At 44.4% G+C, this 21,612-nt stretch carries 22 protein-coding genes and 1 pseudogene; 14 read left to right on the forward strand and 9 right to left on the reverse strand.

Annotation, left to right across the window (positions count from 1 at the left end; all coding sequences use genetic code 11):
* Nucleotides 1-85 precede the first annotated feature (85 nt).
* Complete coding sequence (gene tatC, locus BCOA_RS25100; protein WP_014096826.1) at nucleotides 86-850, forward strand: twin-arginine translocase subunit TatC; 765 nt, start codon at nucleotides 86-88, stop codon at nucleotides 848-850.
* A gap of 36 nt (nucleotides 851-886) precedes the next feature.
* On the opposite strand, the gene BCOA_RS25105 is transcribed toward tatC, so the two are convergent.
* Together BCOA_RS25105 and BCOA_RS25110 are read right to left on the reverse strand one after the other, a co-directional pair.
* On the reverse strand, nucleotides 887-1,084 hold the full coding sequence (locus BCOA_RS25105) for a YdiK family protein (protein ID WP_013860661.1): 198 nt from the start codon (nucleotides 1,082-1,084) through the stop codon (nucleotides 887-889).
* A complete protein-coding gene (locus BCOA_RS25110; protein ID WP_014096827.1) occupies nucleotides 1,081-1,809 on the reverse strand; it encodes a CPBP family intramembrane glutamic endopeptidase in 729 nt (242 codons plus the stop codon). The genes BCOA_RS25105 and BCOA_RS25110 overlap by 4 nt, the downstream gene beginning before the upstream one ends.
* Nucleotides 1,810-2,177: 368 nt before the next feature.
* On the opposite strand from BCOA_RS25110, the gene groES reads away from it, so the two are divergent.
* Nucleotides 2,178-2,462, forward strand: coding sequence for a co-chaperone GroES (gene groES / locus BCOA_RS25115; protein WP_014096828.1), 285 nt, complete (start codon nucleotides 2,178-2,180; stop codon nucleotides 2,460-2,462).
* Nucleotides 2,463-2,515: 53 nt separating this feature from the next.
* Nucleotides 2,516-4,141 carry a chaperonin GroEL gene (groL, locus tag BCOA_RS25120; RefSeq protein WP_014096829.1) on the forward strand — a complete coding sequence of 542 codons (1,626 nt, stop codon included), beginning with the start codon at nucleotides 2,516-2,518 and terminating at the stop codon, nucleotides 4,139-4,141.
* A 453-nt stretch (nucleotides 4,142-4,594) separates the two neighbouring features.
* Here the strand turns inward: groL and BCOA_RS25125 are convergent, their stop codons facing one another.
* The 3 genes from BCOA_RS25125 to BCOA_RS25135 are packed head-to-tail and all read right to left on the reverse strand — an operon-like array spanning nucleotide 4,595 to nucleotide 7,727.
* Nucleotides 4,595-4,984 (reverse strand): GtrA family protein, encoded by a 390-nt coding sequence (locus BCOA_RS25125; protein WP_014096830.1) that lies wholly within the window; start codon nucleotides 4,982-4,984, stop codon nucleotides 4,595-4,597.
* Nucleotides 4,985-5,015: 31 nt separating this feature from the next.
* A complete protein-coding gene (locus BCOA_RS25130) occupies nucleotides 5,016-6,020 on the reverse strand; it encodes a glycosyltransferase family 2 protein (RefSeq protein WP_014096831.1) in 1,005 nt (334 codons plus the stop codon).
* Between the two features lie 30 nt (nucleotides 6,021-6,050).
* Nucleotides 6,051-7,727, reverse strand: coding sequence for a DUF6044 family protein (locus tag BCOA_RS25135; protein WP_014096832.1), 1,677 nt, complete (start codon nucleotides 7,725-7,727; stop codon nucleotides 6,051-6,053).
* A 213-nt stretch (nucleotides 7,728-7,940) separates the two neighbouring features.
* On the opposite strand from BCOA_RS25135, the gene BCOA_RS25140 reads away from it, so the two are divergent.
* From BCOA_RS25140 to guaA, 5 genes are all read left to right on the forward strand, one after another.
* Nucleotides 7,941-9,005 (forward strand): dipeptide epimerase, encoded by a 1,065-nt coding sequence (locus BCOA_RS25140; RefSeq protein WP_014096833.1) that lies wholly within the window; start codon nucleotides 7,941-7,943, stop codon nucleotides 9,003-9,005.
* A gap of 89 nt (nucleotides 9,006-9,094) precedes the next feature.
* Nucleotides 9,095-9,649, forward strand: a complete 555-nt coding sequence (locus tag BCOA_RS25145; protein WP_014096834.1) for a cysteine hydrolase family protein — start codon at nucleotides 9,095-9,097, stop codon at nucleotides 9,647-9,649.
* A gap of 28 nt (nucleotides 9,650-9,677) precedes the next feature.
* On the forward strand, nucleotides 9,678-11,144 hold the full coding sequence (locus tag BCOA_RS25150; protein WP_014096835.1) for a nicotinate phosphoribosyltransferase: 1,467 nt from the start codon (nucleotides 9,678-9,680) through the stop codon (nucleotides 11,142-11,144).
* A 175-nt stretch (nucleotides 11,145-11,319) separates the two neighbouring features.
* Nucleotides 11,320-12,147, forward strand: a complete 828-nt coding sequence (nadE, locus tag BCOA_RS25155; RefSeq protein ID WP_014096836.1) for an ammonia-dependent NAD(+) synthetase — start codon at nucleotides 11,320-11,322, stop codon at nucleotides 12,145-12,147.
* 541 nt (nucleotides 12,148-12,688) lie between these two features.
* Nucleotides 12,689-14,242 carry a glutamine-hydrolyzing GMP synthase gene (guaA, locus tag BCOA_RS25160; RefSeq protein ID WP_014096837.1) on the forward strand — a complete coding sequence of 518 codons (1,554 nt, stop codon included), beginning with the start codon at nucleotides 12,689-12,691 and terminating at the stop codon, nucleotides 14,240-14,242.
* Between the two features lie 124 nt (nucleotides 14,243-14,366).
* Here guaA and BCOA_RS25165 read toward each other — a convergent pair whose 3' ends face one another.
* From BCOA_RS25165 to BCOA_RS25175, 3 genes are read right to left on the reverse strand one after another with little or no spacing between them, the layout of a single operon-like run.
* On the reverse strand, nucleotides 14,367-14,564 hold the full coding sequence (locus tag BCOA_RS25165; protein ID WP_014096838.1) for a DUF4177 domain-containing protein: 198 nt from the start codon (nucleotides 14,562-14,564) through the stop codon (nucleotides 14,367-14,369).
* 29 nt (nucleotides 14,565-14,593) lie between these two features.
* The gene (locus BCOA_RS25170) at nucleotides 14,594-14,797 is read right to left on the reverse strand and encodes a hypothetical protein (protein ID WP_014096839.1); all 204 of its coding nucleotides are present in this window, start codon (nucleotides 14,795-14,797) and stop codon (nucleotides 14,594-14,596) included.
* Nucleotides 14,781-15,020: a helix-turn-helix transcriptional regulator gene (locus tag BCOA_RS25175; RefSeq protein WP_017550688.1), complete on the reverse strand. Its 240-nt coding sequence runs from the start codon at nucleotides 15,018-15,020 to the stop codon at nucleotides 14,781-14,783. Before BCOA_RS25175 ends, BCOA_RS25170 begins: the two co-directional genes overlap by 17 nt.
* 665 nt (nucleotides 15,021-15,685) lie before the next feature.
* Between BCOA_RS25175 and BCOA_RS25180 the strand changes: the two genes are divergently transcribed.
* Together BCOA_RS25180 and BCOA_RS35550 are read left to right on the forward strand one after the other, a co-directional pair.
* Entirely contained in the window at nucleotides 15,686-16,972 is a 1,287-nt protein-coding gene (locus BCOA_RS25180) for a DHA2 family efflux MFS transporter permease subunit (RefSeq protein WP_071646872.1), read from the forward strand.
* Nucleotides 16,973-17,087: 115 nt separating this feature from the next.
* A pseudogene (locus BCOA_RS35550) lies at nucleotides 17,088-17,394 on the forward strand (transposase); the annotation flags it as partial.
* A gap of 194 nt (nucleotides 17,395-17,588) precedes the next feature.
* On the opposite strand, the gene BCOA_RS25190 reads toward BCOA_RS35550, so the two are convergent.
* A complete protein-coding gene (locus tag BCOA_RS25190) occupies nucleotides 17,589-18,149 on the reverse strand; it encodes a hypothetical protein (RefSeq protein WP_013860643.1) in 561 nt (186 codons plus the stop codon).
* A 230-nt stretch (nucleotides 18,150-18,379) separates the two neighbouring features.
* Between BCOA_RS25190 and BCOA_RS25195 the strand changes: the two genes are divergently transcribed.
* From BCOA_RS25195 to BCOA_RS25210, 4 genes are all read left to right on the forward strand, one after another.
* Nucleotides 18,380-19,453: a FecCD family ABC transporter permease gene (locus BCOA_RS25195; RefSeq protein WP_014096843.1), complete on the forward strand. Its 1,074-nt coding sequence runs from the start codon at nucleotides 18,380-18,382 to the stop codon at nucleotides 19,451-19,453.
* A gap of 65 nt (nucleotides 19,454-19,518) precedes the next feature.
* On the forward strand, nucleotides 19,519-20,220 hold the full coding sequence (locus tag BCOA_RS25200) for an ABC transporter ATP-binding protein (RefSeq protein WP_205421988.1): 702 nt from the start codon (nucleotides 19,519-19,521) through the stop codon (nucleotides 20,218-20,220).
* Between the two features lie 15 nt (nucleotides 20,221-20,235).
* On the forward strand, nucleotides 20,236-21,243 hold the full coding sequence (locus tag BCOA_RS25205; protein ID WP_014096845.1) for an ABC transporter substrate-binding protein: 1,008 nt from the start codon (nucleotides 20,236-20,238) through the stop codon (nucleotides 21,241-21,243).
* A 133-nt stretch (nucleotides 21,244-21,376) separates the two neighbouring features.
* Nucleotides 21,377-21,568: a YbxH family protein gene (locus tag BCOA_RS25210; protein ID WP_014096846.1), complete on the forward strand. Its 192-nt coding sequence runs from the start codon at nucleotides 21,377-21,379 to the stop codon at nucleotides 21,566-21,568.
* The last annotated feature ends 44 nt before the right edge of the window (nucleotides 21,569-21,612 follow it).

Raw genomic sequence — 21,612 nt, forward strand, 5'->3', positions numbered from 1 at the left:
GGCGCAAATGGCAATGGCCGGATTTGGCTGTGGCGTGCAAAGGGAAAAGGGCGGATTCAACGCCGGCACTTAAAGGGGAACGGCGATGAATACGAAAAAAATGCCGGTTACCGGACACATCCAGGAATTGAGAAAGCGGTTAATTACCGTTCTCATTTTCTTTCTGTTTGCCCTGGTTGTTGGCTTTTTTACCGCAAAACCTGTTATACGTTATTTGCAGCATGCCAAAAATGCCGGCATGTTCACGATGAATGCCTTCAGGGTAACCGATCCTATTAAGGTTTTTATGGAAGTTTCGGTTGTGATCGCATGCCTATTGACCCTGCCGGTGATTTTGTACCAGCTTTGGGCGTTTATAAGCCCGGGGCTGTATGAGAAAGAAAAGAAACTGACATTAAGTTACATTCCTGTTTCCATCTTGCTTTTTATAGCCGGCGTTTCTTTTTCCTATTTCGTGCTTTGTCCGCTGATGGTGAAGTTTATGATGGGCTTGTCAAATGAAATGGGCATTCGTGCGGTGATCGGGATCCGGGAGTATATTCAGTTTCTGCTAGAGATCACGCTTCCGTTTGGCTTTGTGTTCCAAATGCCGGTCGTGGTCCTGTTTCTGACCCGGCTTGGCATCATTACGCCGAGACTGTTGAAAAAGGTAAGAAAATATGCGTATCTTGCTTTGATTGCAGCTGCCGGCATCATCACCCCGCCGGACGTGTTTTCGCAGCTGATTACCTTTGTTCCACTCGTTTTGCTGTATGAAGCAAGCACACTGATTTCGAAAATGGCGTACCGCAATGCCAAAAAAGCGGCAAAAGAAATGCCAATGGATGAACAGACGATTGCTTCTGAATAAGAAAGCCGTTTTCCGGACGGAGCCGGAAAACGGCTTTTATTTTTTCACTGAGTTTTTCAGCTTGAAATGGAGAAAGATCAGCCTGATGCCGGAACCCAGATCCAATGTTGCAATCAACAGCAGTAAATAAGAAAAAAAGCCCCAGCCGCCCACTTGTACCTGCTGAATGGCAAAATAAGTGAACAAAGCCCCGAGCAGGCAGTTTACAATCCCTGAAAAAAGTGGTCTCATCATAGAAGTCCTCCAATTGAGCTGTAAATTTCATGTACGGATGTCTGCAGAACGGACGGGTGCAAAAGCAGCCTCACGACCACAATCGTGTTCATGGAAACATGCGCAAACATGGAAACGGTGATCCGGTTTGTTTTCTCGTATAAATAAGCGAGCGTCAGCCCTAAAAGGGAATATAAAAACAAGTGGCTCGGTTCGGTATGCGCGAGTCCGAAAATAACCGAGCTGACAATACCGGATAAAAGGAATGAAAAGCGCCTGCGCAGCGTGCCGAAAATGATTTTCCGAAAAACGATTTCCTCGAGAATCGGCCCTGCGATCGAGCTGATGAGGATGACGAGCGGAAATCTTTCAATCAGCGCCATGATTTGCTGCGTATTGTTGGAGGCAGCCGGGGCACCGAATAATGATTCAATGATCGCGGCTGCAGTCTGGGCAAAGAAACAAAGAAAGACGCCGCCTATTGCCCATATGGCGGATGGCGCGGCCGGAAGCGGTTCAGTCCGGTCTGTTTCTTTCTTTGCGGCTTTTCTTAAAAAGTACAGGACGATGATCAGCCCGATGATAAAGCTGATGACGGTCCAAAGCGGGGGCGTCAATGTCCGCATGCTGTCTGCCGGTTCGTGGAAAACGTTCACCCCGGCATAGTAGAGCAACGGATACCCGACGGCGCCGGACAGCAGCATAAGGATGTACGTCACGAGAATATACACATACTCTTTTTTCACGCGTTCTTTTCCTTTCTTGCCAGTTCAAAGTTTAAAGGATCGCAAATTCGTCCAATATGTTCATTGTACTATTGAACCGGGCGGGGTTCAAATGCCGTGCGCAGAGCCAGCCTTTTCAGTTGCATATCCGGATGGTGATCAAGCATACTTATAAAAGGGCAAGCGGCTGAAATGGAGGCGCGCAACCGGCATCCTTTGACGGGGCTCTTTAAAGGATGCAGGGCCCGAAAAAAATAAAAAAAGTTGGATGAGAGACTTGCAAAAAAGCAAGGAATTATTTATTATAATAAATGTGTTAGCACTCAACTTATGCGAGTGCTAATAATGGACAAAATTTTACATAATACGAATTAAGGAGGTTGTTTCACGTGTTAAAACCACTGGGTGATCGCGTTGTCATTGAATTAGTTGAATCGGAAGAAAAAACAGCAAGCGGTATTGTCCTGCCTGACACGGCAAAAGAAAAGCCACAGGAAGGCAAAGTTGTGGCTGTCGGTTCCGGGCGTACCCTTGATAACGGTGAACGTGTTGCCATCGATGTAGCAGTAGGCGACCGCATCATCTTCTCGAAATATGCCGGCACTGAAGTGAAATATGACGGAAAAGAATACTTAATCCTTCGTGAAAGCGATATTCTGGCGGTTGTGGAATAAGCCTGGCTTGTTGAAACATAGAAATAACGATATGACATGAGGAGGTTTTATAAATGGCAAAAGAAATTAAATTCGGCGAAGAAGCCCGCCGCGGTATGCTTCGTGGTGTGGATAAACTGGCAGATGCTGTAAAAGTGACATTGGGCCCGAAAGGACGTAACGTCGTTCTGGAAAAGAAATTCGGTTCTCCGCTGATCACAAATGACGGTGTCACGATCGCAAAAGAAATTGAACTCGAAGACGCGTTTGAAAACATGGGTGCCAAACTTGTCTCCGAAGTGGCCAGCAAAACGAACGATGTAGCTGGTGACGGTACAACCACTGCAACTGTTCTGGCACAGGCAATGATCCGTGAAGGCCTGAAAAACGTAACAGCAGGTGCAAACCCGGTTGGCATCCGCAAAGGGATTGAAAAAGCAGTTGCGGCTGCTGTCGAAGAATTAAAAGCCATTTCGAAACCAATCGAAGGCAAAGCTTCCATCGCCCAAGTTGCTGCAATTTCCTCTGCTGACGAAGAAGTCGGCGAATTGATCGCTGAAGCAATGGAACGCGTGGGCAACGATGGCGTTATTACCATTGAAGAATCAAAAGGCTTCTCAACGGAATTGGACGTTGTGGAAGGAATGCAGTTCGACCGTGGCTATGCATCGCCTTACATGGTAACGGATTCCGACAAAATGGAAGCTGTTCTGGATAACCCTTACATCTTAATTACAGACAAGAAGATTTCCAATATCCAGGAAATCCTGCCTGTTCTGGAACAAGTTGTCCAACAAGGCAAACCGTTGTTGCTGATTGCGGAAGATGTTGAAGGGGAAGCTCTTGCAACACTCGTTGTCAACAAACTGCGCGGCACATTCAATGCCGTTGCGGTAAAAGCGCCTGGCTTCGGTGACCGCCGCAAAGCGATGCTCGAAGATATTGCAACCCTGACAGGCGGCGAAGTGATCACAGAAGAACTCGGCCTTGATTTGAAATCTGCAACCATTGACCAACTCGGCCGTGCCGGAAAAGTGGTTGTTACAAAAGAAACAACGACAATCGTTGAAGGGGCAGGCGACTCTGCTGCAATTTCCGCACGTGTAAACCAAATCCGCATGCAATTGGAAGAAACGACTTCCGAATTTGACCGTGAAAAATTACAAGAACGCCTTGCAAAACTGGCCGGCGGCGTAGCGGTCATCAAAGTCGGTGCTGCGACAGAAACCGAATTAAAAGAACGCAAACTGCGCATTGAAGATGCTTTGAACTCTACGCGCGCTGCTGTTGAAGAAGGCATTGTAGCTGGTGGTGGCACGGCGCTGATCAATGTCATCAAGAAAGTTGCTTCCATTCAAGCAGAAGGCGATGTTCAAACAGGCATCAATATCGTTGCACGCGCTTTAGAAGAACCTGTACGCCAAATCGCGGAAAATGCCGGCCTTGAAGGTTCAGTCATTGTCGAACGCCTGAAAAAAGAAGATGTCGGCATTGGTTACAATGCCGCCAATGGAGAATGGGTCAACATGATTGAAGCGGGTATCGTGGACCCGACGAAAGTAACCCGTTCCGCACTTCAAAATGCTGCATCTGTTGCTGCAATGCTGCTTACAACAGAAGCAGTTGTTGCCGACAAACCTGAACCGCCGGCACCTGCAGGCGGCGGCGCCCCTGACATGGGCATGGGCGGCATGATGTAATAAGCGCCTGAAAATGCTGGGATAACGGCTTTTACAGACGTTCAAAACTGTACCATTCCATGTTTCGGTTCATGTTTTAGATCGTTACATTTTTAATGAGGCTCCCGGGAAGTGACCGGGAGCCTCTTTTTTCTGTTTCTCATACACGCTTTGTGTATGCTTACAAATGAACAGGGGTGTTGAAATGGCAAAAGCCGAAAAGAAGGGAAGCGGCATGAGTCCTGTACGGGGTGATTGCGAAATGAAGGGAAGCGTATAAACCGTAAGTAAGATGGTTGCAAAATAGAGGGAAGTGTTTGAGAAAAGTGATTGCGGAATGAAGGCTATGCCCATAAGCCGCTAATGATGGCGGGTGAGGCAAGCGGCAAACGTAAGCGTGGTGGGCGCGAAATGAAGGGCCTGAACAGGTGACAGAAAGAAGGCAAGCCGGTTTTTTTAGGGATGCCGGCCCGGTTATTCCGCGTGTTCACGGAATACCCAGAGCCTTGTGCCAAGAAAATTGACAGCCATCCCTGCCAGTGTGGCAATGATCTTCGCGTATAAAAGCGGCCAGCCCCACTGCTCGTGAAAGAGGAAAAGCAGAAGGGAAGTCAGCGCATAGACAATTAAATTGACGGCGATAAACCGTGAAGCTTCAGCCCATGTTGCTTTTTTTCTTACTTGAAACGTCCAAAACCGGTTCAGCAAATAGCTGTTTGCCATGCCGGCCGTATAAGAACATGCCTGTGCAACCAGATAAGGCACATGGACGGAGGTGAGCAGAAAAAATACGAGAAAATCAACAAGCGTATTTCCGGCGCCGACAATGCAAAACTTAAGAAAAGCGGCATATTGTTTGAGCATGGGTCCAGCAAACCTTTCGTAAGTTGTGTTTTCAAGTTTTCATTGTATCACTGTTTTGGCTTAAGACGAAAGAAGATTTCTCGTTTTTATATAAATTCGTTTCAATGGTATAGCGCGGGCGCCTTTTGACTTCTTTAAAAATTTTGCCGATGTATTCCCCGATCAGCCCCACCGCCATCAACTCTAGGCCGCCAAGGAGCCAAATAGAGATGATCAGGGAAGCCCAACCGGAGACGGTATGGCCGGCAAGCTCCTCTATAAGGGCATAAAGGCCGACAAACGCACTTAAAATAAACGTGACAAACCCGAGGGCCGTCACAAAGCGGACCGGGGTTATGCTGAAAGACGTAATGCCATCCAGGGCAAAAGCGAGCATTTTCTTTAACGGATATTTTGATTCCCCGGCCATCCGCTCTTTTCGGTCATAATACACTTTCGTAGAAGGAAACCCGAGCAAAGGGATAATCCCGCGCAAAAACAGATTTGCTTCTTTATATTTTAAAAGTTCCTCCAATGTTCTCTTGCTCATCAGCCGGAAATCAGCATGGTTCGGCACGAGCTGAATCCCCATTTTTCCCATCAGCCAGTAGAACCCTTGCGCACTTGTCCGTTTAAACCAAGTGTCCGTTTCCCGGCTGTCGCGGACGCCGTATACAATATCGTAGCCTTGCCAATATTTTTCCATAAAATCCCGAATCGCCCGGATATCGTCCTGCAAATCGGCATCAATGGAGATGACGCAGTCGGAATGCTCACTGGCGACCGTAAGCCCTGCAAGCAGCGCATTCTGGTGCCCGGCATTGCGCGACAGTTTAATGCCTTTTACAAACGGATGGCGGGCCGAAGCGGATTCAATGATCTGCCAGGTTTTGTCGCGGCTCCCGTCATCGACAAACAAGAGCGTGCTGTCTTTTGCAATCAGTTTGGACTGGATCAGAGATTCGAGCACCTCTGACAGCTGCTTCATCGTTTCATGCAATACGGCTTCTTCATTATAACAAGGAACAACAATCGTTAATTTCGGATATTGACTCATTCTACAGCATCTCCTTTACCAGCATGATGCTTACTTTACTTCGTATAAATAAATGGTCCACGCCGAGTCGGCATTGCGGAAAGTTTTTAAAAACCGCAAATGCTCTTCTTCTGCGTTTTGGATCGGGACAGCCGAGAAAATATACCGCCCGCCAAGCTTTTCAAACGCTTTTGTATCGATGGCAAGATGATGGATTTTGACGCCGCTGTTTTTCCGGAATTCATAATGCTTGCCCAGTTCGCTGACAAAAATATAACAGCGGTTCCCCCACTGGTCAAAATACGTTTTTAATTGCGGGCTTTTCTCCAGTTCCCCGGCAATGATTTTTCGGAATTTCCTTTTATAAGACAACGGATAATAATTATTGTAAGAATCTAAGGTGTAGAAACCGTTGTACTGGGCAATGGCCGGATGGATCCCGATGCTGGCGACGCGGTAAGCGCTTTTCGGTTTGCCGATATAGCGGCCAATTTCGTGAAACTGGCCCGTCGCGTAAAACTGGTTGAACGAAGGTTTCCCGGCAACACGATAATAAATTTCAGGATTAAACGCAAACAGGACAACCACCTGGGCGATGAGGCAAAATTTTACGAATGCCTTCCACTTTCTGCCGCGTTTCCAAAGAAACCATGCCCCCACTGCAAACATCGTATAAATGATAAGCGGCCGCAAAAAATGAAACCGTGCAAAGTTAAACGTATTCAGCAGGCTGATCTTTTCTTTTAACGGTTCCCATGCCTTGTTGAACCAGAAAGCATACCAGAGCGATAAAACGGCATTCAGCATAAAAAGCTGCACATACCGTTTTTCCTTTTTCCATGCTTTTGTTTTATAAATCAGCCACATGGCGATAAAAGAGAACGGCAGAATGACAAACGTGTGCACGGTCATATCATGTGTATGCCCGAACACATAATTTTTTAGCGCAAGCCGGAGCGTGTGCCAAAAGCCGAGTTTCGAGCTAACAAAATCATTCCGGCTTGTCGGCTCATGGGAAAAGACAAGGGAATACACAAGCCGGTATTCAATCCCTAAATACAGCACCAGCATCCAGCCGATTGCAAAAAAGAACGGCCAGTTGCGCTCCCGTTTCACAAGCACATCCCGTATCCACAAAAGTCCCATCGCCGCCAGAAAAAAGAAGAACCCGAGCACAAAGCTGGAGTAAAAAGGCAAAAGGGTCAGCGCCAGCCACTCTTTCCATGTAGCCTGCCGGTTCCTGATGTTTAAAAAAGCCCAAAGCGCAAGCGGCATCCCCAATGTGCTTAACATGCCGGACGGCCAAAACGGGGTCATCGCAAAAGCAAGAGATACCCATACCCTGATAAAGTAACCGTCCTGCCCTTGCACGAAATGCCGTTTTAGCAACAGGTACATTCCTAAAAAAGCAAAGACTCTTGTAATCGTCTGGCTAAATGTATAAGCGATGACCGGAGGGAACAGGGCGTAAAGCCACTGGATTCCGCTGAATTCCGTCCCGAACGCATTTCGCGGCAACCCGTTCATGATTTGCGGAATCGTTGCATTCAGAGGGCCAAACAGTTCTCCGCTGCGGTCGAGCACCCGGTACCAGGCGATATTCGAATCCAGGTTGTCGTGGACCCGGATATGCATATTGCCGCCAAGAATAAACATTGGCGAAAGGTAGACGGCCAGCATCCATACGGCCAGCCATAAAGCATTTTTTTCATGATTACTGATTTTCATTCCGGTCTGACACCATCCCGTTTCTATTTTTGGATGTATGGTCCCTTCTCTCCATAAGCACGTTTGAATAGACGCGGGCAACCAGGGAAAAGTTCACACAAAAAAATACAGGCAAAAATGATGCGGGGTTTAAATCACCGGCCCGTTATTAATGATATAATAAAACCAGCATAAATTGGCTTTAAAATGCCAGGATGAAGGGAAGAAGCTGCCATGATCATAAAAGATGTGCAAGTGCATTACCGGAACATTCCGCTGCTCGTTCCGTTTAAAACAGCATTGCGGCAAGCCAATGAAATTGACAGCATTGAAGTGGAAATCACACTGGACAATGGCATAAAAGGTACAGGGGCAGCTGCGCCAACTGTTGTCATTACAGGCGATTCAACCGAAAGCATCATGTCTGTTGCGGCAGGGCCTATCAAGGAGGCGCTCTCCGGGCATGATTTGCGTGATTTCCAGGAAGCCCTGAAAAAAGTGCAGCGGTGCTGTACGGGCAACACAAGTGCAAAAGCTGCTGCCGACATTGCCCTTTACGATGCATACAGCAAATGGTTAAACATTCCACTGTATGCCTATCTTGGCGGGCAGAAAAATCTCCGGACTTCCATGACAATCGGAGTGGATACGCCCGAAAAAATGGCATGGGATGCGGAAAAAAGTGTGGAGGCCGGGTTTCATCTGTTGAAAATCAAGGTCGGCACATATCCGGAAATCGATCTCGAACGGATTGAAGCGGTCCGGCGCGCTGTTTCGCCTGATGTCAAACTGCGCCTTGATGCCAATCAGGCGTGGGAACCGAAGCAAGCGGTGCAAATTTTACAAGAGCTGGAAAAAAAGGATTTCGGGATTGAGTTTGTCGAACAGCCGGTACGTGCCGATGATTGGGAAGGGTTAAAGTTTGTAACGGAAAGAACAAAGCTGCCGGTCATGGCAGATGAAAGCCTGTTTTCGGCAAAAGACGCGCTGAAATTGATCGCGGGCCGATTTGCCGACCTTATCAATATTAAGCTGATGAAATGCGGCGGAATTTCTGAAGCGTGGAAAATTGCCGACATTGCAGAAGCAAACGGTGTGAAATGCATGGTTGGCAGCATGATGGAGCCATCACTTTCCGTGGCGGCAGCTGCCCACTTTGCGGCCGCCCATCCGAATGTTGTCTATATGGATCTGGACGCGCCACTCTGGTTGTCTGAAGAACCGGATCATTTAACCTATGACGGCGAGGACGTCCTGCTCTCTGATCAGCCTGGTATCGGTATCGTCCAGCCTGTGTAGGTTATCCATAAACTTCCGGCATGAAACATTTTGCCGGAAGCCATCTTTCGTGTACAATAAGGATAATTTAAAATGAACGGAGGATCCATATGGGTGCCCGAAAAGCGTTAATCAATATTGATTATACCAATGACTTCGTAGCTGACGACGGCCGGTTGACATGCGGCAAACCGGGGCAGCAGATTGAAGAAAACATTGTGGCGCTTACGAAGTCATTCCTTGAAAACGGCGATTACGTGGTCTTCGCAATCGACTGCCATGAACAAGATGATCCTTATCATCCGGAAACGAAATTGTTCCCTCCCCATAATCTCAAAGGCACACCCGGGCGCGACCTGTACGGGAAACTGCAGCCGCTTTTTACAGCGTGGAAAGGGAAGAAAAACGTTCATGTGATCGATAAAACCCGCTACAGCGCTTTTTGCGGGACGGATCTGGAGCTGCGGCTGCGGGAACGGGGCATAGAAGAAATCCATTTATGCGGGGTATGCACAGACATTTGCGTGCTGCATACGGCAGTGGATGCTTACAATAAAGGATTCAAGCTGGTGGTCCACGAAAACGCGGTGGCAAGTTTTAATCCGGACGGGCACAAATGGGCATTAAGCCATTTTAAAGGTTCGCTCGGAGCGGAAGTGCGGTAAACCCATTAGGTAGGAGTGATTCGAGAGCATGCGTTTTAAAGATGACAGTTTAGCGCTTCACACAGACTTATACCAAATCAACATGGCGCAGGCCTATTGGAAAGACGGTATCCACAACCGGAAAGCGGTGTTCGAAGCATTTTTCAGAAAAATACCGTTCGGAAATGGCTACGCCATCTTTGCGGGGCTTGAGCGAATTGTGGATTATTTGAACCACTTTCACTTCACTGAAGAAGATATTGCCTATTTGCGCAGCACCGGCCATTACAGCGAGGATTTTTTGCAGTACTTGTCAGAAATGCGCTTCACCGGAACGTTGCGCTCCGTCCGCGAAGGGGAACTCGTTTTTGGCAACGAACCGCTGATCCAGGTGGAAACGTCTTTGGCTGAAGCACAAATCATCGAAACCGCCATTTTAAATATCATCAATTACCAGACGCTGATTGCGACAAAGGCTGCGAGAATCCGGTCAGTCGCCGGTGATGATGCTGCCTTGTTCGAATTTGGTTCAAGGCGCGCCCATGAACTGGATGCTTCCGTGTGGGGAACGCGAGCGGCTTACATCGGCGGATTTGACGGAACAAGTAATGTCCGGGCCGGGAAAGTGTTCGGCATGCCGACGAGTGGCACGCACGCCCATGCGATGGTACAGGCATACCGGGATGATTACACCGCTTTTAAAAAATACGCGGAAACGTATAAGAACTGCATTTTTCTTGTCGATACATATGATACACTGGGTTCGGGCGTGCCGAACGCCATCAAAGTGGCAAAAGAATTTGGCGATAAAATCAATTTTCTTGGTATCCGCCTGGACAGCGGCGACATGGCTTTTTTATCGAAAAAGGCACGGGAAATGCTCGACGAAGCCGGATTTACGGATGCGAAAATTTTTGCATCCAGTGATTTGGATGAATATACGATTTTCCATTTAAAAGCCCAGGGTGCGAAAATTGATGCATGGGGCGTTGGGACGAAACTGATTACGGCATTTGACCAGCCGGCGCTCGGTGCGGTATATAAAATGGTATCCATCGAAGACGGGAACGGGGAAATGCAGGATACGATTAAAATTTCAAGCAATGCCGAAAAAGTGACAACACCGGGGCTGAAAAAAGTATTCCGTATTTTAAACAAACGGACAAACAAGCTGGAGGGCGACTATATTTCCATGCAGGACGAAAATCCGGCAGCGGAAAAGCGGCTGAAGATGTTTCATCCTGTCCATACCTTTATCAGCAAATATGTCACAAACTTTGAAGCCATCAATATCCATGAAACCATCTATGAAAAGGGGCGGCTCGTATACGAACTTCCGCCGCTGGATGCGATCAAACAATATGCGAGAGATAATTTGGACCTGTTGTGGGACGAATATAAACGCATTCTCAATCCTGAAGAATACCCGGTCGATTTGAGCCAAAAATGCTGGGACAACAAAATGCGCAATATAGAAGAAGTGCGGCAAAAAGTGATTCGGCTTGAAGAAGATTAAATGATGATGGTGGTTTTTTCCATCTGTTTTGTGTCAAAAGAACAATATATAAAATGAACAAAATATCGCGGCTCTGTTGCCTGCTGTAAAAAGTAACCATTATGCAAATGGCGACCGGGCTTGATGTAAATCCTTACGTTCATTTTATATAGATGCGGATAAGGAGGATAAAAAAATGGACGCAATGCAAAAAAGAATCGTGGAAGAAATGAAAGTAAAACCGGTCATTGACCCGAAAGAAGAAATCCGTAAAAGTGTTGATTTTTTAAAAAGTTATTTAAAAAAATACCCGTTCCTGAAAGGATTCGTGCTTGGTTTATCGGGCGGCCAGGATTCCACTTTGACAGGGAAGCTTGCGCAGATCGCCATCAACGAAATGAAAGAAGAAACCGGCAACCAGGAATACAAGTTTATTGCAGTACGCCTTCCTTACGGCGAACAGAAAGATGCGGATGATGTGGAACTGGCCGCCCAGTTTATCCAGCCGGACAAGGACATCACCGTGAACATCAAGCCGGCCGTTGATGCCAGCGAAGCGTCCCTGGAAAAAGCGGGCATCGTCCTTTCCGACTATGCGAAAGGAAATGAAAAAGCGCGTGAAAGAATGAAAGTCCAGTATAGCATTGCTGCGATGGAAAATTGTGTCGTGCTCGGTACCGACCATTCAGCTGAAAATGTGACCGGATTTTATACAAAATATGGCGACGGCGGCTCGGACCTTGTTCCGATTTTCAGGTTAAACAAGCGTCAAGGCAAAATGCTTTTGAAAGAACTCGGCTGTCCGGAACGGCTCTATTTAAAAACGCCGACAGCTGATCTTGAAGACGATCGTCCGCAGCTTGCCGATGAAGTGGCATTAGGGGTAACCTATGATGACATTGATGATTACCTGGAAGGCAAAGAAATTTCCCCGAAAGCAAAAGCCACCATCGAGTCCTGGTATTTAAAAGGACAACACAAACGCCATATGCCGATTACGATTTTTGATGATTTTTGGAAATAATGATAAAGCCGGGCTCCCAGCGCGGAGGAACCCGGCAAAATTTTGGCCGCAAGTTCACAAGGGCGGTTGGCTCTATGTGCGTAGAACGAGCTAAAATTAGGCCCTAGGTTTGCGTAGAAGGTTTCTACATTAAGGAAGCACGCAAAACTCCGATGAAAAGTGCACCTAGAGCGCCTCTATGTTAAGGAAGCGTGCAAAATGCCGATGCAAAGTTCACGTAGAGTGCTTCTACGTTAAGGAATGAGGCAAAACTCCGATGAAAAGTGCACATAGAACGCTTCTACGTTAAGGAACGAACCAAAATTCCGATGAAAAGTGAACGTACTACAGCTGTAAGTAAAGAATCCCGGCAAACATCAGCCGGAAAGTGAACATGGTGTGGCTTTTAAGGCACAAACCCGGCGGAAATCTGCCAAAATATAAATGCTGTATACTGAGGATAACCGACGCAGGCAGTTTCACATTTTTAAAAAAGCCGAGCCGGAATCCTGCTTTAAAGATCAGATTTCGTTTCTAGATAAAAGTACATGGGGGAAAATCAATGGTAAAAACATTCGATGTGAAAGATATAGAAAAAATTGTGGTTTTGGATTTTGGCAGCCAGTATAACCAGCTGATTACACGCCGGATCCGCGAATTTGGCGTATTCAGCGAACTCCATCCGCACACTTTGACAGCGGCAGAGATCAAGGCCATGAACCCGAAAGGCATTATTTTCTCGGGCGGCCCGAACAGCGTCTATGACCAAAACGCATTCCATGTTGATGAAGACATTTTTAATCTTGGCGTGCCGATTCTGGGAATATGCTACGGCATGCAGCTTATGGCAAAAAAATATGGCGGCAAAGTTGAACCCGCCAGTCAGCGTGAATACGGAAAAGCAACGATTCATGTCGAAAACGGGGGCCGGTTATTTGACGGGCTTCCGGAAGATCAGGTGGTTTGGATGAGCCACGGGGATCTTGTGACGGAAGTACCGGCCGGATTTACGGTAGATGCAAGCAGTGACCACTGCCCGATTTCTGCAATGAGCAACACGGACAAACATTTGTATGCCGTCCAGTTCCATCCGGAAGTACGCCATTCTGTTTACGGCAATGAACTTTTGCGCAATTTTGCTTTTAAAATTTGCGGATGCAGCGGAACTTGGTCAATGGAAAACTACATCGAGATGGAAATTGAAAAAATCCGGCAAACGGTAGGGAACAAGAAAGTGCTGTGCGCCTTAAGCGGCGGGGTTGACTCTTCCGTTGTCGCGGTATTGATCCATAAAGCGATCGGCGACCAGCTCACGTGTATTTTTGTGGACCACGGTCTTTTGCGTAAAGGCGAAGCAGAGAGTGTGATGAAAACTTTCTCAGAAGGCTTTAATATGAACGTCATTAAAGTCGACGCGAAAGAACGGTTCCTGAAAAAATTGAAAGGTGTTTCCGACCCGGAACAAAAGCGGAAAATCATCGGAAATGAATTTATTTATGTCTTTGATGATGAAGCGGCAAAACTCGAAGGGATTGATTTTCTTGCCCAGGGAACGTTGTATACCGATGTCATCGAAAGCGGGACAACGACTGCCCAGACAATCAAGTCGCACCACAATGTCGGCGGTCTGCCGGAAGACATGCAGTTTACGTTAATTGAACCGCTGAATACATTATTTAAAGACGAAGTGCGCGCAGTCGGCACTGAACTCGGCATTCCGGACGAAATTGTCTGGCGCCAGCCGTTCCCGGGCCCGGGTCTCGGCATCCGCGTGCTGGGCGAGATTACGGAAGAAAAACTCGAGATGGTGCGCGAATCTGATTTTATTTTGCGCGAAGAAATCAAAAAAGCCGGCCTCGACCGCGATATCTGGCAGTATTTTACGGTATTGCCGAACATCCGCAGCGTTGGTGTCATGGGCGATGCGCGCACGTATGATTACACCATCGGCATCCGTGCTGTCACATCCATCGACGGCATGACTTCTGACTGGGCGCGCATTCCGTGGGAAGTGCTCGAAAAAATTTCCACCCGCATCGTCAACGAAGTCCCGCACGTCAACCGCGTCGTGTATGATATTACAAGCAAACCGCCCGCTACGATTGAGTGGGAGTAGGAACAGGAAAACGGCGATCCTAGGAATATTAAGGGATCGCTGTTTTTTTTCTATGTCAGCTCAATTAAATAGCGAAAGCATTCTTTTAACTTGATTTCACCACCAGTTATTTCACTATACTTTTTCAGTTGGGGTTTTCAATATATTTCTCAAAAATTAATTCAAAATGGTCTGCTGCCCCAAACCCGGAAATAGGAGGGGCAAATATTTGAACCAACCCCCAACCTTCCGATGCATTTTCCTTTATAATTTGTCTGTAGTCGACTTCCGGTTGTCCTTTCCACCGATTGATTTTTATCTTAACAAATTTATAACGGTACATTATTCTTCCTGAAATTTGTAATAAATGATTTATTTTGTTTTTCGAAGCAAATATACTTGTACTCCAGCATAAATGGCACAACCAATCATAAGAATTGGAAATTCTATTCCAGTGCTTTTGGTTTTAAACCAATCCACAAGGGACCATATGAGTAAAACCAAAGTATAGTAGCTAAATGCTAGTCTTGCTGCTTTTCCGGAATGATCCTTTTCCATTTCATCCATTTTTCTCATTTTCATCTTTCCTTTTAATAGTTTTATTTATCCAATCAAAAATAAACAATTCATCTATCCTTACTTCTAAAATTTGTGAGATGAGTACCGCTAAACGAAGAGAAGGGTCATATTTGCTATTCTCAATAGCATTTATGGTTTGTCGTGTGACATTACATTTTTTTGCCAACTCTTCCTGTGACATCTGCTTCTTTTTCCTGTATTTTTTAATGTTATTTTGCATATAATCACCAATTAGTGTAAAAAATTTTTTACATCTGTGCTGGCATTATTGTATCCCCTTACAAACAAAATGTCAAATATTTTTTACACAATAATTTCTAAAGCATCTTAATTTACATTTTATTAAATATTATTTATTTTTCGGATATGAAAATATAATATAGAGATTGCTAGGGGGATTGGTGGCCATACAGTAATAAAAATGAAGGGAGGGATACAGATGCAATTATTGTTGAAAGGTCAACTTCTTAAATCATAAAGTTCAAAGGCAGTTATGGTTTTAGTTGCCGCTACAGCTGTTACTTTAGCCATTCTAATTTTTAAAAGATGGATGTAATTGAAATTCTGCATCGTGCAGAGATGATTGCACCGAGATGGGTTGTAAACGTAATTAATGCTACTGGTTCTGTATTAGCCATTGTTACTCTGCTGAGAGGATGGTCTGCCCATTGCAGTTCTTGAACAATTAATAGATTTGAGGTGAAAAAATGCTTGATATTCAAAAATGGAAGGGAAATCCCTGGTTAGTGTTGACGATTCTTTCGTTTGGTTTTTTTATGACTCAATTGGATTTACAAATTGTTAACATTGCGATTCCGAATTTAATGGAAACATTACATGCATCCATTAATGAGGCGCTATGGGTTCTAAATATATACCATATTGGTGCTTGCCGTTTTTTTAATTACGGCCGGCCGTTTTGGCGATCTATTTGGTATACGACAATTGTTTTCAATTGGAATTGTCCTTTTTACCATCTCTAGTTTGTTATGCGGACTTTCCACAAGCCCTTTGGAACTCATTGTATTTAGGGCTATAGAAGGACTTGGTGCAGCTCTGCTTTTACCGCAGACAATGACATTTATTATACGATTATTTCCTTCCGAGCGTCGTGGAACGGCCCTTGGAATATGGGGAATGGTAGGTGGAGTTGCTGCTGTTGCAGGTCCGAGTTTAGGCGGATTCATAGTCAGTGTGTTAGGCTGGCGCTGGATTTTTTATATAAATGTTCCAATCGGAGTATTGATCTTTATATTCACTTATCTATTTGTCCCGGAAATCCGAAATTCAGCAAAACAACAGCTTGACTTGATGGGGGTTCTCTTGGTTTCTTTATCGTGTTTATTTTTAACCTATGGATTAATTGAAGGCCAACACTTTAAATGGTCCATGTACATTGTCGGCATTCTTATTATTTCCGTAGTTATCTTTATCATATTCTATGTTCAACAAAAATTGCGTCATAAGCGGGATCCGTTAATTCCATTTGCTTTGTTTGAAGATCGTAATTACACGTTAATGAATGTGGTAGGAGTCTTTTTTTCTATTGGCGTCCTTGGGTTAATGCTGCTTCTCTCGATATATTTTCAGTCCATTTTGGGATATGATGCATTTAGGGCGGGACTTACGTTAGTTCCTGCATCACTTATTTCCATGTGTGTATCTCCATTTGCCGGAAAATTTTCAAATAAAATAGGTGGGAAATACCTTGTGCTTGCAGGATTAGCGCTGACCCTGATCGGGATGATATGGGTTATTTTTATCATGAATGGCCATAACTATTGGGTGCAATTTATGTTGTCGATGGTGATTACTGGGTTTGGAAACGGGTTATTAATTTCACCGACGGCAGCAGTTGCCGTGAAAGAAGTGAAGGATGAAGTTGCAGGTGCAGCATCCGGGGTGATGAATACTGTCCGCCAATTGGGAACAGTTGGAGGCAGTGCGGCTGTTGGGGCTTTATTACAAAATAGAATTTCTGCCATGAATCATGGTTCGGAATTTGAATCGGTCTTTGATATTTCAACAAAATTTGGCGGCCATTTAAGTGGTTATTTAACAGCATTGCGTGAAAGTTTATTATTGCCGATGGCTGCTATTGCTTTGGCTTGTATAGCATGCGCTTTTGTACGAAAGAATGCAAAGCGACTTTCAACCAACGAAATAAAATAAATTTTCTTTATATTTAATTATGCTATGTATAGGTGAACCTCCCAGTGTGAGATGTTAATCCTAAAACTATTTTAACCCACTGAGGGTGCGGTTCACCTGTTTTTGTTTCTTTGGGGGGCCAAAGTTGGGGCGTCCATACAAAACGGAAGAAAAACCTTAGAACGTGTTGCAGGACAGGATACCTCTGAACGTAGCGCCGCTGAAGGAAGATTTTTGCGAAGGTAAGCACAGGTGCGGGTTAAGCCTTATTCGAACATGCTTTCAGGAGACCAGTGAAACAGTAGTAGCCCTTCAGTTTCTCAAAATGAATCTGGAGGGAAACCTCAGGGCTATTTTTGAAATATTTGCACTTTACTATTTTATATTTTAAAACTGGGCTTGTATCTGATTCGTTCAGCAAGCTCCAATTATTTATTTTTTGATCCGGTCTTAAAAAAAACAACATAGATTAATAACAATAGAAAGAACAAAGCTTGAATGATTTTTGTTACAATATGTATTTCAGGATTGAAATTTAAATCAAAAAGGATATTGGCAATAACATATACTCCTGTTATGATTATCAATGATTTTAAGAACCACTCCATAGAATACCCACTCCTATATCCTTATTCTCTCAAAGTAATAAGGTTACCAATGCTCTTGCAGCTGTTCCAGCTAACCAACTAGGTACACCCATATTTTTTAATTGAGTTGTTAGTGCATTCGTTATTGTGCCCTCAAAGTCTACCACAATATTAAGGGTCTTCATTACAAATTCGTAACTTAAATATTTTTTCAGGGTACTTTTCGAGCCTTTTGAAATAGGCAGTTTATTAACATAATTCCTTACAGTTCTATCCCATGAGATTCTACCAATTTTTTTGAGTTTTTTTATCATGGACTTTGCCGCTACTTTAGCTGCTTTCGATTTCACGCCAAATGTTGTAACAACATGGTTTTCAGTGTCTTCTCCAGATAAACTTGATTGAATCCCATTTACAATGTCTGTCTCAGCAATTCCATGAGCTTGCAATTCATTTTGTAACTTTAATAAGTTTTGAGTTTCAGTATTTGTTAAATGAACATTTTCTTGCTGATTAGATACTTCTGCTGCTTTTATATGAGTTGTAAAAGGAACAGACACACTAAACAAAATAGAACTCGCAACTGTGACATGAATAATTTGCTTTTTCATTATATCCCCTACCTATTTAGTTTTATTGCTTCATAACACAGTTTATTATATCTCAGGTTTACGGGTATTTCATTAAGTATTGCATTTAATGTTGCAATTTAGGCACCTAAAAAGTTTTATGAATACACAAAAATCTGCTTGACGTTTACAAGGAAGCATTTATAATGATAAATGGATGTATAAATGATAATGATTTTCATTATCATTAGAAGCAAAAAGGAGGTGTTTTTTTGAAAGGGACGAGCAACGGTGTAATCGGGAAAATTTATTATCCTGTTATCTTTCTCCTTATCTGTATGATTGCGTTTTCCGCCATTTATTCGGTTTCAATTGGAACGGTCCACATACCAATTGAAAAATCAATGAATGTTTTGCTGCACGTCCTGACAAATGGCAAAATGGGGCACATTAAAGGGATGGAAAACTCCTCCTATTTTAATATCATTTATCAAATCAGAATGCCCAGAGTTATTTTTGCTTTATTGATTGGGATGGGCCTTTCTTTGTGCGGGATTGTGATGCAAGCAGTTGTGCAAAACCCGCTCGCTGATCCATATATTATCGGGATTTCTTCAGGAGGAACGCTTGGTGCGACCATTGTCATTTTGATCGGGTTTGGAAGCAATGCCTTGTTTGGCACATTTAGCATTGCATTTGGCGCTTTTATGGGTGCGATGGCAACATCCGTAGCAGTATTGCTTTTGTCAAGTGTTGGCGGAAAAGCAACATCTGTAAAACTGGTATTGTCAGGCGTCGTTGTCGGAGCATTGTGCAGTTCTTTTTCCAGCCTTGTGATTTACTTTGCCAACAATGCAGAAGGGATTAAAGACGTTACGTTCTGGACAATGGGAAGCCTTGCATCGGCGAGCTGGGAAAAGGTGCCGGTTTTGTCTGTTGTGGTCCTGATCGGCTCTTTGATTTTTCTTTTTCAGCACCGTGTGTTAAATACGATGCTACTCGGTGATGAGTCTGCCGTCACATTGGGCATTCATTTAAGTTTATTCCGCAAGCTCTACATGGTGGTCACAGCATTGATAACGGGTACGATGGTTGCTTATGCCGGCACAATCGGATTTGTTGGTCTGATCATTCCGCATATTTGCCGGGGTATTTTCGGCGCAGATCACAAACAGCTGCTTCCGGCAACAATCCTTTCAGGGGGGCTCTTTTTAATATGGGCGGACATTTTGTCCCGAATTCTAATCCAAAATGTAGAATTGCCCATCGGCATCATTACATCAGTGATCGGCTCCCCACTCTTTATCTATATGATTGTGAAAAAAGGCTATCAATTTGGAGGTTGAGGGAAGTGGATTTAACGGCGGAAAAGCTGCAAGTAAAAAGAGGCAGGAAAGAGATCATCAAAAACATGTCCGTGTTTGTCAAAGATAAACAGTTTGTCGGTTTAGTAGGCCCGAATGGATGCGGGAAGTCAACTTTGCTCAAAAGTATCTATAAAAGTCTTGTGCCGCAAAATGGGAGCGTTTTTTTAGATGACCTTAATGTACTGAAAAGCTCGGCAAAAAAAGTTTCAAGGCATTTAGGCGTAGTAGGGCAGTTCAATGAAATGAATTTTGATTTAACAGTCGAGCAAATGGTGCTGTTGGGGCGGACACCGCACAAGAAGTTACTGGAATCGGACCAGCCGGACGATTACAAAATTGTTGAAGAGGCATTAAGGAAAACGCAATTGCTTGAATATAAAACACGCAGCTATTTGTCATTATCAGGCGGGGAAAAGCAACGGGTGATTCTTGCCCGTGCCATAGCCCAACAGCCGGACTTAATGATTCTCGATGAACCGACCAACCATTTGGATATTCGCCATCAAATCGAAATTCTTTCCTGTGTCAAGCAGTTTGGCATTAGTGTGCTGGCGGCTCTCCATGATTTGGATCTGGCTGTCGCCTATTGCGATTATTTATATGCCGTGAAAGGCGGAGAAGTATATGCACATGGAAAACCGGAAGAAGTGCTGACCTCGGAATTAATTGAGGAATTGTATGAAATCAAATGTCAAACTTATGTGAATCCTGTGACCAACCGGCTTGGATTTGCATACGAACTTTAAGGAGGATGGACAGACATGAAAAAAGGAATCTTTGCCGGTTGCCTCATCGCACTGCTTGTCCTTGCGGGTTGCGGGAACAGGGAAACGACCGGGTCGGAAAAAAATATGAAAAGCAAGTCGAATTATCCGCTGACGATTCATAATTATACAAAAGCAGAGGGCGGCACTACATATAAGAAAAAGGATCAGGTATTCAAGGAAGCCCCGAAACGGGTGATGGTTACGACAAGAACGGCGGCGGAACTGCTCCTTCATCTTGGCCTGAAAGATAAGATTGTCGGGGTAGGCGGGAATTTTGGCGCCCCGGACAAATCGGTTGAAAAAGACTATGCTTCATTAAAGATACTCAGTAATTCGTATGTCGGAAAAGAAGCGGCGCTTGGGACAAACCCGGACTTAATTGTCAGTCGCGGCGGCTTATTCGATAATGCCGACTGGGGTGTCGGAACGGTTGATTCTCTGAATGATATGGGGATTCATACCTATATTCTTGAATCATCCATTCCGGGCGGGACCTATGACTCAATATATAAAGATATTGACAATCTCGGAAAAATTTTTAATGTCCAGGAAAAAGCAAAACTATTTTCCAACAAATTAAAGGCGCGCCAGAAGAAGATTACATCGGAACTGTCAGGCATTCAAGAAACGAAGACATTCGCCTATTTACACATGTCCGATCCGAAAGAAATCAACATCTACTCTGCTTATAATGAAACTTTTTTCAATAATGCTTTTGGTATGTTAAAACTCAAAAACATATTTCAAAATGTGCGGGGGACTGTTAGTGTAGAGCAATTAGTAAAAGCCAATCCCGATGTATTGATTGTACTGAATTGGGAAAACAATGCCGATAAGGTCAAAAAGGCTCTTTATGAAAATCCCAAATTATCGAGTATGAAAGCAATCAAAAATAAGCAAGTTTACGCGATGGATTATAATGAGCTTTTCGGCTACAGCTACAACACACTCGATGGAATAGAACAACTGGCAAAGGAAATGTACCCTGATCAATTTAAATAGGTTTTTCTCCGTAACCCAAAGTTGGGAAACAAGGGAAGAACATTAGCCCATATGATTACGATGCATGCATTTTGTAATTTCCAGCATCCTATAGGTAAAACCAAAAATGATGGTGGAAAGGAAACGATACAGGATGGGTGCAATCAAGCATAATGGGTATACCTTTGAACCGGAGTTCAGTGTGGTCGGCCAAACCGGTGCCATTCATGTTTATCATGGAGAAAAATTTATTGAAGAAATCCGATTCGAATTTAATGGTGACTATCCCCAGCATGATTTAATAGAAGAATTGGTAAATCATTATCTGCATGAAAAACATCTTTAGTTCGTCAAAACGAAACCCAATTTACCTGAATCCATACAGGCAAA

It is taken from the genome of Heyndrickxia coagulans 36D1 (assembly GCF_000169195.2).
Taxonomy (GTDB): Bacteria; Bacillota; Bacilli; order Bacillales; family Bacillaceae_C; genus Weizmannia; species Weizmannia faecalis.